The sequence below is a fragment of the Mycobacterium sp. 852013-51886_SCH5428379 genome (assembly GCF_001665575.1).
Lineage (GTDB): Bacteria > Actinomycetota > Actinomycetes > Mycobacteriales > Mycobacteriaceae > Mycobacterium.
Genome location: NZ_LZSU01000030.1, coordinates 13,705 through 26,844 on the forward strand (window position 1 = coordinate 13,705; position 13,140 = coordinate 26,844).

General features: G+C 65.4%; 11 protein-coding genes and 1 pseudogene. 10 read left to right on the forward strand and 2 right to left on the reverse strand.

What is annotated here, in order from left to right:
* Window positions 1-6: 6 nt before the first annotated feature.
* The 8 genes and pseudogenes from A5757_RS22755 to A5757_RS12715 all read left to right on the forward strand — a co-directional run.
* Window positions 7-381, forward strand: a pseudogene (locus tag A5757_RS22755) (hypothetical protein); the annotation flags it as partial.
* A 776-nt stretch (window positions 382-1,157) separates the two neighbouring features.
* A complete protein-coding gene (locus A5757_RS12685; protein ID WP_082929440.1) occupies window positions 1,158-2,357 on the forward strand; it encodes an NAD(P)/FAD-dependent oxidoreductase in 1,200 nt (399 codons plus the stop codon).
* On the forward strand, window positions 2,354-3,514 hold the full coding sequence (locus tag A5757_RS12690; RefSeq protein WP_066834136.1) for an NAD(P)/FAD-dependent oxidoreductase: 1,161 nt from the start codon (window positions 2,354-2,356) through the stop codon (window positions 3,512-3,514). The genes A5757_RS12685 and A5757_RS12690 overlap by 4 nt, the downstream gene beginning before the upstream one ends.
* Window positions 3,507-3,917, forward strand: a complete 411-nt coding sequence (locus A5757_RS12695) for a cupin domain-containing protein (protein WP_066834835.1) — start codon at window positions 3,507-3,509, stop codon at window positions 3,915-3,917. Before A5757_RS12690 ends, A5757_RS12695 begins: the two co-directional genes overlap by 8 nt.
* Window positions 3,917-4,660: an SDR family oxidoreductase gene (locus tag A5757_RS12700; protein WP_066834139.1), complete on the forward strand. Its 744-nt coding sequence runs from the start codon at window positions 3,917-3,919 to the stop codon at window positions 4,658-4,660. The genes A5757_RS12695 and A5757_RS12700 overlap by 1 nt, the downstream gene beginning before the upstream one ends.
* A complete protein-coding gene (locus A5757_RS12705) occupies window positions 4,657-5,385 on the forward strand; it encodes an SDR family NAD(P)-dependent oxidoreductase (RefSeq protein WP_066834142.1) in 729 nt (242 codons plus the stop codon). Before A5757_RS12700 ends, A5757_RS12705 begins: the two co-directional genes overlap by 4 nt.
* Window positions 5,363-6,046 (forward strand): nitroreductase, encoded by a 684-nt coding sequence (locus tag A5757_RS12710; protein WP_369815940.1) that lies wholly within the window; start codon window positions 5,363-5,365, stop codon window positions 6,044-6,046. The genes A5757_RS12705 and A5757_RS12710 overlap by 23 nt, the downstream gene beginning before the upstream one ends.
* Window positions 6,024-7,472, forward strand: a complete 1,449-nt coding sequence (locus tag A5757_RS12715; RefSeq protein ID WP_066834146.1) for an ATP-binding protein — start codon at window positions 6,024-6,026, stop codon at window positions 7,470-7,472. The genes A5757_RS12710 and A5757_RS12715 overlap by 23 nt, the downstream gene beginning before the upstream one ends.
* Here the strand turns inward: A5757_RS12715 and A5757_RS12720 are convergent.
* Window positions 7,469-10,342, reverse strand: coding sequence for an AAA family ATPase (locus A5757_RS12720; RefSeq protein ID WP_369815941.1), 2,874 nt, complete (start codon window positions 10,340-10,342; stop codon window positions 7,469-7,471). The genes A5757_RS12715 and A5757_RS12720 overlap by 4 nt on opposite strands.
* A gap of 100 nt (window positions 10,343-10,442) precedes the next feature.
* A complete protein-coding gene (locus A5757_RS12725) occupies window positions 10,443-10,928 on the reverse strand; it encodes a DUF4334 domain-containing protein (protein ID WP_066834150.1) in 486 nt (161 codons plus the stop codon).
* Window positions 10,929-11,092: 164 nt separating this feature from the next.
* Here A5757_RS12725 and A5757_RS12730 point away from each other — a divergent pair, with 164 nt between their 5' ends.
* Both A5757_RS12730 and A5757_RS12735 read left to right on the forward strand, forming a co-directional pair.
* Entirely contained in the window at window positions 11,093-12,367 is a 1,275-nt protein-coding gene (locus tag A5757_RS12730; protein ID WP_231983969.1) for an FAD-dependent monooxygenase, read from the forward strand.
* An 8-nt stretch (window positions 12,368-12,375) separates the two neighbouring features.
* Window positions 12,376-13,086: a TetR/AcrR family transcriptional regulator gene (locus A5757_RS12735; protein ID WP_231983970.1), complete on the forward strand. Its 711-nt coding sequence runs from the start codon at window positions 12,376-12,378 to the stop codon at window positions 13,084-13,086.
* Window positions 13,087-13,140 lie beyond the last annotated feature (54 nt).

Genomic DNA, 13,140 nt, shown 5'->3' on the forward strand with positions numbered 1-13,140 from the left:
CCTGGTCAGTACACCAGTGTGAGATTCGTTGAGCCACTCAGTCTTCCGGCTACGCCCTTCGATCGGCAGTCTCGGGGATGCCTATGACAACATGCTGGCCGAGATCACCATCGGGCTGTACAAGAACGGATGTATCCCAACGGATTTCCCGGTTTCGCCCCGGACCCGCTGCACACCCTTGGCGACGTCGAGTACATCACCGCCGACTAGGTACCCTGGTTCGACCGCAGCGTCTCATGCCCGACTCCGACGCATTCCACCCGCCGAAGCCGAGGCCCGCTACTATTCCGAACTCGTGACGGCCAACCGGCCGGCTCACAGAACCCCGAGGGTGCACGAACCCCGGGAGGCTTCACCCCGGATCTGTCTCACACGTCGTGACCAATTGGTCATGAAGTATGAGAAGTCACACATGTCTGTAGGTTCTCGAACTTGGCTGCACCAGCACACGTGTCTGACCAGGGTGTTTAATTTTTGTCTCACGGCGGCTGCATCGAGGTTTGTCTCACGAATCGCTGCATTTCCTACGAGGCACCCCAGCACCGCACCGCCTGACCTCAGGTCATCCGAAACTCGCCTCCAGTTCGACACTTTGGCATGAGATTCCGCCACGCTCAATGGATTCCACAGCATCTGTGACTTCTGAGACTTCGTATGCAGCCGAGAGCTGGCCTCTATCTGCGTCCGCCTTTCTCAGGTTGCGTCCATACCTCGACTTCTCACTTTCGTGTCCACTGGGGATGGATCGACAGCAACCCTAGGCAGACGGCTCTCCCTCCATCAGCCGCCAACTCGTCTATCTTGTGGCGCAATCGTGCGTGTTGATGGCCCACGACGACGCTGGGTGGCAGGCGTCGCAGGCGCGGCGCAGGTTTGCTGACGGAAAGCGGCGTTCGCCCACCAGCTGTTCTGACACTGCAACGCTATGACCACCCAGTTACTGCGAGCAGGTGTAGAGCCTGCCGCGCCGGTAGGCGTGGCGGGTGTCGGCTCCGGAAGTTCCGGGTGGTTGACGCGGTATTCGAGCCGGCCGCACCTCGCTGAACCCAGGGGTAGCCACGTAACCCTCTCATGGACTACGGGATTTGCGTGGTCCTTGGTACCTCGTTGCATGCAACTGTCAAGACATCACTCGACGATAGAAGGGCACGGCGGTCATGAAGGACGCTCTGATACTTGGCGGGGGCTTCGCGGGAGTGTGGAGCGCGGCAGGTGCCGTGCGGCTGGCCCGATCGGCGGGCAGCGATAACTTGCGGGTGCGGCTGATCAGCGCCGGCGATGACATGGTGATCCGGCCGCGGCTCTACGAACGCAATCCGGACAAGATGCGGATCGACCTGGATAGGCTGCTCAAGCCCATTGGTGTCGAGCGTCTCAACGCACGAGTGGAGTCCATCGACGCCGCCTCGCAGACTGTGATGGCCCGCGGCGTCGATGGCGTATTGGTTAAAGCGGCTTATGACCGGCTGGTGCTGGCCACCGGCAGCCAGCTCAACCGGCCTGCTTTCCCCGGCGCCGCGCACGCGTTCGACATCGACACGCTCGACGCCGCGGTTGCTCTCGATACTCATTTGCATCACTTGCCGCAGCTGTCAACACACGCTCGGTACACCGCGGTTGTGGTCGGTGCCGGTTTCACAGGACTGGAGATCGCTACGGAACTCGTCGGGCGGCTTCGCGATGTCGCGCCGAACCAAGAAGTTCGGGTGATCCTGGTGGAGCGCGCCGAGGCGCCAGGTCCTGAGCTAGGAGATGCGCCGCGTCCCTTGATTGTTGACGCGCTTGACACGCTAGGTGTCGAGCGACGCCTGGGTCGCACCGTTGTCTCAGCCACCGAGGGGCAGGTGACTCTCGATGATGGCGAGGTGATCCCAGCCGCGACGCTGATCTGGACCGTCGGCATGTCGGCCAGCCCGCTGACGGCGCAAATCCCCGCCGAACGCGACCGGTTCGGCCGCCTGCCCGTAGACGAGTACCTGCGTGTGACGCCGACCGTCTACGCTGCCGGCGACACCGCTGCGGCCGTCGCCGATGGCGGCCACCCGACCATCCAAAGCTGTCAACACGCACAGCCAATGGGTAAGTACGCGGGCCACAACGTCGCCGCGGATTTGCTCGGTTTGCCGATGCTTCCGTTTACTGCGGCTCCGTACAGCAGCTGCATCGATCTCGGTGCCGCCGGGGCGTTGACGACGGTGGGCTGGGAACGCACCGTCGAGAAGGCAGGCGCCGAAGCCAAAGCGATGAAGCACGCCGTCAATACCCAGTGGATCTACCCACCCATCGACTCGGCTGACGCACTGCTCGCGAAGGCCGGCCACTTCAGTAACAGCGCCTATGCACAGGAGATCTCATGACCACCACCGTTGTAGTCGTCGGCGGCGGATACGCCGGCGTCCTGGCCGCCAACAGGCTGAGCCAGCGTTCCGACACCGACATCATCATGGTCAACCCGCGCCCGCATTTCGTCGAGCGAATTCGCCTGCACCAGTTGGTAGCCGGCAATGACGACGCCGTGCAGGACTACGCGACGGTCCTGACCGACCGCGCCAAGCTGGTGGTCGACACCGCCACGCGCATCGACGCCACCGGCCGTCAACTGCACCTGGCTTCGGGAGCCACGCTGGACTACGACTACCTGGTGTACGCCGTCGGCAGCACCGCACCGGTGCCCGATGCGGTACCCGGTGCTCGCGACTTCGCCGTTCCACTTGGCGAATATGAGGCTGCCCAACGGCTTACCCAACGACTGTCGGACGTCCCGCTGCTGGCGCCCATCGTGGTCGTCGGCGGAGGCCTGACCGGGATTGAAGCGGCGTCTGAGTTCGCCGAGGCCGGCCGACACGTCACCCTGGTCACCGGGGCACTAGGCCCGTCGCTGGCAAAGGGTGGCCGCCACTCGGTGGCCAAACGCCTGAAGATGCTGGGCGTGACCGTAGTAGAGAACGCCCTTGTCAGTCACGTACATGCGGATCGCGTCACGTTGCGCGACGGCACGAACTTGCCCAGTGCAGCGACGGTATGGACAGCCGGTTTCGGTGTACCGAACCTGGCCGCCGCCAGCGGCTTGACCACGGACCGGCTCGGCCGGCTGCTCACCGACGAGACCCTCAGCAGCATCGATGATTCCTCGATCATCGCCGCCGGCGACGCCGCATCCCCGTCGGGCGTGCCGCTGCGGATGAGCTGCCAGCTCGCCATGCCGCTGGCCTCCCACGCCGCCGATGCCCTTCTGGCCCGCCTGGATGGCAAGAAACCCACGAACCTGAACCCTGCCTCAGTGGGTCAGTGCATCAGCCTGGGTCGCCACGCCGGCACCATTCAGATGTCGCATTTCAATGATGTCGCCATGCCGGTGCATCTCGGCGGGCGCCTCGCGGCCATCATCAAAGAGCAAGTGTGCAAGGGCACCGTGTCGTTCTTGACCAAGGAGGCCCGTAAGCCGGGTAGCTACTCCTGGCCCAAAGGCGGTAAGAGACAACAGAATCTACAGAAGGGTGCGGCACATGTCTGAGGTGATGGAAAAGCTCACGAAGGCCATGACGGTCATCCAGTCCGTCACACCGCCGATCATCCCCCAGGACGCCGATGCGATGACCGCGATCATCGAATGGGGCCCCGGCGACGCGGGCGCGCCGCCGCACCGTCACCCCGGCGGACCGTGCTTCGGCTACGTCCTGGAAGGCGAGATGCTCTTCGAGCTGGAAGGTGAAGCGCCGCGGGTCATCAAGGCCGGCGAAGCCTTCTGGGAACCGGGTGGCGACGTCATCCACTACTCCGACGGCAACAATCGCGAAGACGTCCCGCTGCGCTTCCTGGTGACCATGCTGTGCCGACCGGGCGTCGACATGTTCGTCCTCGTCGACGACGTCGAACTCGAACAACGCAAAGCCCGCCGCATCCCGAAAGGACACTGATGAAGATCACCGTTGTGGGCGCCACCGGACAGATTGGCTCCCGGGTTGTCGAATTGCTCACCGAAGCGGGCCATCAGGTCGCCGCGGCGTCGCGTTCGTCAGGGGTGGATGCCATCTCGGGCGATGGTGTGGCGGCCGCGTTCGACGGTGCCGACGTCATCGTCGACGTCCTCAACTCACCCAGCTTGGAACCCGGCCCGGCCTTGGAATTCTTCACCGGCGCGGCGACCACGCTGCTGTCGGAGGCCACAACGGCGCAGGTGAAGAACTATGTGCTGCTGTCCATTGTGGGCGTGGACGGTATCGAGGCCGACGGCTATTTGCGCGGCAAACACCTCCAGGAGGAGCTAGTGGCCACCTCCGGTGTGCCCTACACCATCGTGCGGGCCACCCAGTTCCACGAATTCACCGAAGGCATCGCCGGGTCACTGCTGGTGGACGGTGAAGTCCGCGTACCGGATGCGCTGATCCAGCCCGTCGCCGCCGCCGAGGTCGCCGGCGTCGTCGCGCGCATTGCCGCCGAGGCGCCTCGCAACGGCGTGCTGAATTTCGGCGGGCCGGAGAAGATGCCGTTCGCCGAGATGGCCCGCACCGTCTTCTCCCATCAGGGCAAGGATCTGCCCGTCACTGTCGACCCACAGGCGACCTATTTCGGCGTTCCGGTCCAGCAGAACAGCCTGGTCACCGATGACGGCGCTGAACGGGGCAGCACCCGCCTGGTCGATTGGCTGAGTCAACAGTGATCGAAAGCGAGCTGGCAGGCCGCACCGCGCTGGTCACCGGCGGCACCGCCGGCATCGGGCTTGCCACCGCTCGTCGACTGGTGGACGCCGGTGCCTTCGTCGTCGTCACCGGGCGTAACCGGGAACGCGGAGAACACGCGCAGGACGAACTCGGGCCGCACGCCCGGTTCGTCGCCGTCGACATGGCCGATCCGGACGGCGTGGACCGGCTCTCCCGCGGCTTCGAACTCGACATCCTGGTCAACAATGCGGCACGATTTCCCGCCGCACTGACCGTCGACCAGGACGAGAGCGACTTCGGGCACACTTTCGCCACCAACGTGCGCGGTCTCTACTTCCTGGTTGCTGCAACAGTTCCCGCTATGATCCGCCGCGGTGGCGGGGCCATCGTCAACATCACCTCCATGGTGGCGTCCAAAGGTGTTCCCGGCGCCTCGGTGTACAGCGCGTCGAAAGCTGCAGTCGAGCAGTTGACCCGGACCTGGGCCGTCGAATTCGGCGCCCACAACATCCGGGTCAACAACGTCGCCCCGGGCCCGACCGCCACCGAGGGCGTCGTCGCCGAATGGGGCGCAACCAACGACGAACTCGGCCGCGCCCTGCCCCTGGGACGCACCGCCGATCCCGCGGAGATCGCCGAGGCGATCTACTTCCTGGCCTCACCGAGCGCCAGTTTCATCACCGGCACCACATTGCACGTCGATGGCGGCGGCACCGCCGTCTGAAAGGATCCTGATGGACTTCGATGACGTGGTGATTCGCCGCCACTCCTCGCGTATGTTCCTGTCCGACAAACCCGTCCCGCGGGAATTGCTGAACGAAGCTCTGACGCTGGCCATGCGGGCACCGTCGAACTCGAATGTTCAGCCCTGGCGGCTGTTTTTGGCATCGGGCGCCCGCCGTGACCGCCTCGCCGCGTCGTTGGCAGCGAAGGTGCGCACCGACCCGCCGCCCACACTCGGTCTGCCCGACTCCCACAGCCACCTGCGCCGCCAGCTCGGCGCCCTGCTCTACGGTGCCATGGGCGTAGCACGCGACGACAACCAGGGACGCTGGAACGCCCAGCTGCGCAACTGGGATTTCTTCAACGCCCCGGTCGCCGGAATCGTCTGCATGCACCGCGACCTCGGACTGCCCGACGCCGTTGGAGTGGGTATGTTCTTGCAGACCCTGCTGCTCGCCCTGACCGAACGCGGTCTTGACAGCTGCGTGCAGGTCTCGACCGCGCTCTACCCGGACCTGGTGCGCCAGCAGCTCGACATTCCCGACGACCTGACCGTTCTGTGCGGCATCTGCATCGGGTACGCCGACCCTGCCTTTGCGGCCAACAGCATCGACACTCCGCGAAATCCAGTCTCCGAAAATGTCGTTGTCCTCGACGACTAACGTGACTGCAGACCTTCGAGACGAGCTTCGGACAGTCTTCATCTTTCAGTTTCTCAGTGACGAGCAACTCGATACGTTGTGCAGCAATGGAAGCGTCCACACTGTCGGGCCGGGGCCGGTAGCTCATGAAGGTGAGCCGGCCAGTTTCTTCTACGTGTTCCTCGACGGCGGTGAAGTGGTTGCGACCAAGCGATCCGGCGGTCGTGACGTCGAGTTGCATCGCACTTCCGAGCTTGGAACGTACTTCGGTGCGATCTCCAGTTCCACCCAGGTCCACGACGTCACTGTCCGAATGACGCTGCGATCGCGGCTATTCGTGGTTGAGGCCGAGTCGTTCGCACGCTTCACTCAGAGCTGGTGGCCCATCGCGATGCACCTGCTCGACACCAGTGTTGCCCGCAGTCTGAGTCAGCGTCAACTGCTCGGTTTGCAGGAACGCCAGCACGCCTTGGCGACCATTACCGCCGGCCTCACCCACCAGCTGAACAACCCGGCTGCAGCCACCGTCCGGGCGGTGGCCGACCTGCGCGACAGTATGGCTGAGTCCGACCGCAATCTCAGGGCGCTCGCCATGACCGCCCCCGATGCATTGGGCGACCTGCTCGACATCCGTGCCGGCATCACCAGCTTGGTAGCGACCCCATCACCGTTGTCTCCGCTGGAGACCGCGGACCGCGAAGAAGCACTCGACGACTGGCTCGCGAGGCGCGGTATCGCCGACAGCTGGCGCTACACCTCGACGTTCGTCGACGCCGGCGTCGACGAAGAGTGGCTTGAGCGCATCGAAACGGCGGTGACAGCGGCAACTTTGGAGTGCGCCGTGAGCTGGATCAAGCAGTTCGTCGACACCGAGATGCGGGTGCGTGAGATCGCCGAAGCCGGCGCCCGCATCGCAGCCCTGGTCAACGGCGTCAAACCCTACTCGCAGATGGACCGCGGCCCATATCAGTGCATAGATATCCACGAAATGCTACGCAGCACCGTGCTGATGTTCGGCGACAAGATCGCTATGGCCGACAAGGGAAAGCCCATCACCCTAGTCAAGGACCTCGATTTCTCTCTGCCCGAAATACATTGCTATCCTGCTGATCTCAACCAAGTATGGACCAACTTGATCGACAACGCGCTCTACGCGATGGACGGGCACGGCACTCTCACCGTCCGCACCCGGCGCGACGGCGAGGCCATGGTCCGGGTGGAGATCTGCGACGATGGCCCTGGGATCCCCGAGCACATTCTCGGTCGCATCTTCGACCCGTTCTTCACCACGAAGCCTGTCGGCTCCGGCTCTGGCCTGGGTCTGGACTTGGCGTGGCGGGTCGTGGCGAACCGGCACCGCGGCCACATCACCGTGCAGTCCGAGCCGGGTGACACGCGGTTCATCGTGTGCCTGCCGCTGGAGGCTCCGGCCCCTGACGCCGGTTAAGCGAACTTCTGCCGGAGTTCACGTCTGGTGCGAACACCCATTTTGGTGTACACCTTGCGCAGATGCCAATCTACGGTGTGCGCACTGAGGAACAGCTGGCCGGCGATCTCCTGGTTGGTCAGACCCTTGCCTGCCAGTTCGGCGATCTGGCGCTCTTGAGGGCTCAGGTCATCGCCGACGGCGGTGGGCGACTTCCTGGTCTTCTGCCCCGCAGCCTGCAGCTCGCGGCGGGCCCGCTCAGCGAACGCCATCGACCCCATCGCGACTAGATCCCTATGGGCAACTCGCAGCGGTTCTCGCGCCGCAGTGGCAGGGCCGTTGCGGCGCAACCACTCTCCGTACAACAGCCGCACCCGAGCCAGTTGCACTACCTGGGAGGTGGCCTCGAAATACCCGATGCTCTCCAGATAGAGCGCTTCGGCGCGCTTTCCGCTGTTGAGAAGCGCTTCCGAGCGGGCCAGCGAACCCAGCGCCCGCGGCGTGCCGGCCGCCAGTGTCCGCTCGCGCAGTTGCTCAAGTGCTTGCTCGGCGAACTGCAAGTCGTCGGTGCGCACAGCCGCTTCGATCGCTTCGACCAACACGTAGCCGTGGAAGCCGAGGTCGTCATATTCGAGTCCTCGGCGTGCGGCGGCAAGGGCGTCGGGGTAGCGGCCACGCCCATTGTTGACCAACGCCGTGGCGTAATGCGCCAACCCGATGGCGCGGCCCTCGCCGCGGAGTCGACTCGACTCGATTGCGGCGGTCGCGAGCGCGGCAACCTCGGTATCGTCACCCTTCCATGCCGCCACGCTGAGGCCGTGATACCGCAACGGGACGTAGTTGATGGCGTTCGACAAATCGCCGGCCTCTGCGACTAACCCAGCGGCTGTGGTCAATTCACCGTTGTCTACGTGTGCACCGGCGCGCGACAGCAGCGCCGACGGCAGCAGTGCCATTGCCCCGGCATCAGAGGCCAACCGCACGGCGTGCGCCGACACCGCGCTCCAGCCGTCCTCCCACGTCTCGTGGATCAAGCATTCGTGCACCAGCGGAAAGGCTCGCCAGAACCATCCTGTATCCGAGCGGACGCACCCCATGAGGGCATCCCGTGCGCGGCGCATCGTCGGCATCGCCGCCGCGGCGCCCAGGGCCAGGCGATCGGCCAGCGCGTGGGTGATCACGTCGAGTGGCGTCTGCGGTGGCAGGTCCGCCAGCGCTGCCCGGGCGGTCTCGGCGATCTGCACAGTCAGACCGGGCGCGCTGCGACCCACGTACATCGCTGTACTCAGCGCCTCCAGGTACGTCTCGGTAGCCAGAGCAGCGTCCAGGACCTTCAGTTGCGCGGCCACCGCGGTGAATTCGGTGACCGCTTCGGACAGGGCAGCGGCATGCCCGCTGGCCCGCGCCGACGTGAACGCCAATCGCGTCCGCAGCTGGGCCAATCGTGCCCGCTGCAGATCGGTCAATGGGCCCAGTTCGGCCGTCGCCAGCAGGTGGCGTGACTGGTCGAAGGACGCGAGCTCGTGGTGAGCTTCCGCGGCGGCCAGGGCGCGGGTGCTGCGCATGGATGGGTCGGGTGTCAACTCGACTGCCCGCGTCAAAAACGCCGCCGCGGCGGCTGTCCCGCCCCGTTGCCGCGCTCGGCCCGCCGAGGCCTCCAGGTCGAGCGCCACCGGTTCGTCAAGTGCCTCGCAGGCCAACGCGCGATGCCACGCCCGACGGTCCGGATCCGCCGCGGGGTCGGTCACTGCGGCCAGCGCTCCATGCGCGCGCCGCCGTTGTTCCGGGGTGGCCGATCGGTAGGCGACCGAACGCGCCAGCGGGTGATGGAACTGCACGCGGGTGTCGATCCGGAGTAGTCCAATGTCCTGCGCCGGCAGCATCGCGACGGGCTTGAGGTCCAGCTGCGCCAGCGCGCGGAACAGCAGCGCCGGATCACCCACTGGTTCCGCGGCTGCCGTCACCAGACACATCTGCGTTTCGGCGGGTAGTTCCGACACCAGCTGGAGGTATCGCCCTTCGACGCCAGCGCTCACCGGCCCGTGTTTCGCTCCGGCGGAGTCGAAAACACTGAGGGCACGTGAGCTTTCGAGCAGTGCCAACGGGTTCCCGTGCGACTCAGCGACAATGCGGTCCGCGATGGCGGAGTCGAGGCGCCCCGGAAACGCCGACTCCAGCAGGTTGCGGGCGTCCCCGTCGTTGAGCCCGCCGACGGCCAGGGTCGGCAGGCCGGCCGTGCCGTCGATCGGAGTGCGCAGCGCGAACACCAGCCCGACCGCCTCGGCGTCCAAGCGACGCGCGACGAAGAACAGCGTCTGCGCCGATACCGAGTCCAGCCACTGCGCGTCGTCGACCAAGCAGAGCACTGGCCGTTCCTCGGCGGCGGCAGCCAGCAGCCCTAGCACCGCTAGCCCGACCAAGAAGCGATGTGGCGCACCGCCGGCATCGCTGATACCGAAAGCGTGCTCCAGAGCCTCGCGTTGCGGTAGCGGAAGTCCCCCGCGGAAGCCGAGCACTGGTGCGCACAGCTGCTGCAGACCGGCGAACGCGAGATCCATGTCGGACTCCACGCCCACCACAGACAGCACGGTGCAGTCAGCCGCCGAGTCTCGGAGGTTCTGCAGAAGAGCGGTTTTGCCGATACCAGCTTCGCCGAGGAGCACCAGAACCTCGCTGCGGCCAGACCGCAGGGCAGTGAGCAGCCGCTGCAGCCTTCGCCACTCGGGATCGCGGCCCGACAACGCCGCGGCCTGGTAGGAGGTTGTCGTCAACTCACGCCCCGTGGGCCAAACACGGGCAAATTCTGCCACGCTCGCGCACTGAAGGCAGAGCTGCGCATGACCCGGGGACTGGGCAAGACACGAAGCCGGGTCGAGCGCCGCCCAAGACAATGCAGTAAGCCAGCCGCCCCGTTGATTCGGCGGCGCGAACTCCCCCGAACCAGTGCCGCCTGGCCTTGCGGGCGTTCCATCGCATTCGCAGCGAGGCCATTCACCGCGGTTCAGCGCAACGGCGAAGCAGCGCGTATGCAGGGCGGTCCACCATGCCACGCCGTTCGACAGCGGCCACAATCGTGTCGCGGTCTACGGCGCGCAAATAGTCGATGACCGGCGCCCGGTCATAAATCAGTGCGCTGCTGACCACGCCGCGGTACTCGATCGAGCGCACCCGCCCGTTCGGCGTCATGGTCTCGACGTCCCTTCTCCGCGCCGAGACGTCCCGCGAACCCGTGTCGAACAGCGCAAGCAACGACACCAGGTCGGCGGCGAACACTCCTGTGCCGTCCGCGTCCGGGTACAACAGCGGGTCGACGGTCTCGGAGTCGACGAATCGCACCCCCCACCAACCACTCTCGATGAACATCTTGCCGCCCGGCGTCTCGGCGTAACTGGGGTCGACCTCCCAGGTACCGATCAACGCCTCCATCCCCACGGGGTCCAGCTTGTCGTAGGAGACCTCCAACTCGCGCTGGGTCACAGCTGTCGTTCCACAGCATTGGATCGGAGCCATCGTGGAGTCCTTTCGCTCTCGGGCGCCCCGGCGGGGCCGATCGGTACAACCGGCCAGGGAGCTGGAATAGTCCGCGCTCAGCAACCCCAACGTCAGGGAATGAAACTGAATGAGTGACGATTATGTTCAGTATGACTACCAAACAAGCAGCATCAAAGCGACCGACGCCCGACAACAACCGCGCCCTGGTGGTCGGAATGGGTGTCAGCGGGATCGCCGCAGCAACGCGTCTGCGCGCCGCGGGGTGGATGCCGGTGATCATCGAGCGCGCCGCAGAACGCCGACGGGGCGGCTACTTCATCGGACTCTTCGAGGCAGGAATGATCTCCGCGGATCGACTCGGCATCCTCGGCCACCTTCACGACCGCAATCCCGGCGCCCTCAGCTACCTCATTGACCGCAGCGGACACCAGCTGCGCACCTTCTCCATGAAGGATCTGCCGGGGCGTCCGTGGTTGATGTTGCGTGGTGACGTCGAGCAAGCCGCTTTCGCGACGCTGCCCGCGGATGTGGAGGTCCGTTACTCGACGATGCCGACGGCCATCACACAGGACGACCAGGGGGTTGACGTCACCTTGCTGAACTCGCAGTCCGGCGACACCGTGACCGAACGCTTCGACCTCGTGGTCGGCGCCGACGGACTGCGGTCAACGGTACGGTCCCTGGCATTCGGCCCACACGAGAACTACCTGCATCGCTTGGGCTACATGGTCGCCGCGTTCGAATTTCCCGGCACTCCGGCCGGTCTCGAGCCGGGCGTCAGCGTGCAGTTGGTCGAGCCCGACCGGGCGATGTGGGTGTTCGCGTTCGAAGACCACAACCCGACCATCATGATCTCCTACCGGACCGACGACGTAGACGCCGAGTTCACCCGCCCCGCCCCTGAACGCATCCGTGAGGTCTTTTCCGATCAACCCCTCGGAGCCACGCTGGCCGACGTGCTCGGCGTCCTCGACCACGCCGACAATGTGCTCTTCGATTCCGCCGAGCAGGTCCACATGGACCGTTGGCACGAGGGGCGGGTGGTGCTGCTCGGCGATTCAGCATGGTGCGTCACGCTCTATGCGGGGATGGGCGTCTCGGCCGGTCTGATCGGCGCCGACCTGCTGGGTGAGCTTCTTGAACGCCACCCCCACGACACCGCGACCGCGTTGAGCGAATGGGAGCAGGGGCTGCGCCCCTATGTCCAGGAGTATCAGGCGGTGGGCCTGAAGCAGCGGGCATTCTTTGTTCCGGACACGTCGGGCCAGGTCCGGCTGCGGCGGGCGATGTCCGTGGTGACACGCTTCTCGATTGGGCGTCGGGTTCTCAGCGCCATCCTGGAGGGCGCCGGGGAGGCGCGGACCGCCGACATCACGGCCACGGCGCTGCAACGTCTCGGAATCAGGCCGCCGGCGACGGTATGAATACAGACGTGACATCCGAACTCCCGGAGCACCATTCTCCGACGGCGGCACGCATCGTCGACGCTGCTCAGGACTTGTTGCAGCGGCGCGGCAGCAAGGCGGTCACAATCGCCGCCGTCGCGCAGAAGGCGCACGTCGGCACGGGCACCGTATACCTCTACTGGTCCAGCAAATCCGAACTCCTTCTCGGTCTGATCGGTCGCGACTTCCTCGATCTGGCCGAACAATTCATCGGCGACCTGCGGACCGACCCAGATTTGGCCCGGCCCTCTCGGCTGTTCCCGAGCCTGATGAACCGGGCGGCACATCGACCGTTCGTCAAAGCGATGCTGCGCGACGACGACGAACTGCTGGGGTCGCTTGCCGAGGACCCGACGTCCGCGGCACTCGTGGACGCCTTGGGGCCCGACGCGCTGATGAACACGCTGCTGCCGACCTGGCGGGACAACGGCCTTGCGCTCACGGACTGGAGTCTTGACGCGCAAACCTATGCACTCATGGCGCTCTACCGCGGCTTCCTGCTTCTCGGCGACGAGAAGCACACCGAACCAGCGACGTCGGATCCTGCGACTGTATTGGCCCAGGCCGTCACCGCGCTGTTGGGACCTGAACGTCCGACGAAGACGCAGATGCGCAGGGTCGTCGCGGACGGTATCGACTTCCTGGAACGCGGTGCCGCATTGGTACGGGAAATCATCGCTGGAAAGAACACGCACTGACCCGCGTATCGCACTGGCGGGGCGACAACAGAAGCGCGCTGGACGGACACCCGG

Bases quoted from the DNA above. Each gene is read 5' to 3' on its own strand.
- A5757_RS12685 (WP_082929440.1), top strand. From the start codon at position 1,158: ATGAAGGACGCTCTGATACTTGGCGGGGGCTTCGCGGGAGTGTGGAGC.
- A5757_RS12690 (WP_066834136.1), top strand. From the start codon at position 2,354: ATGACCACCACCGTTGTAGTCGTCGGCGGCGGATACGCCGGCGTCCTG.
- A5757_RS12695 (WP_066834835.1), top strand. From the start codon at position 3,507: ATGTCTGAGGTGATGGAAAAGCTCACGAAGGCCATGACGGTCATCCAG.
- A5757_RS12700 (WP_066834139.1), top strand. From the start codon at position 3,917: ATGAAGATCACCGTTGTGGGCGCCACCGGACAGATTGGCTCCCGGGTT.
- A5757_RS12710 (WP_369815940.1), top strand. From the start codon at position 5,363: ATGGCGGCGGCACCGCCGTCTGAAAGGATCCTGATGGACTTCGATGAC.
- A5757_RS12715 (WP_066834146.1), top strand. From the start codon at position 6,024: ATGTCGTTGTCCTCGACGACTAACGTGACTGCAGACCTTCGAGACGAG.
- A5757_RS12730 (WP_231983969.1), top strand. From the start codon at position 11,093: ATGACTACCAAACAAGCAGCATCAAAGCGACCGACGCCCGACAACAAC.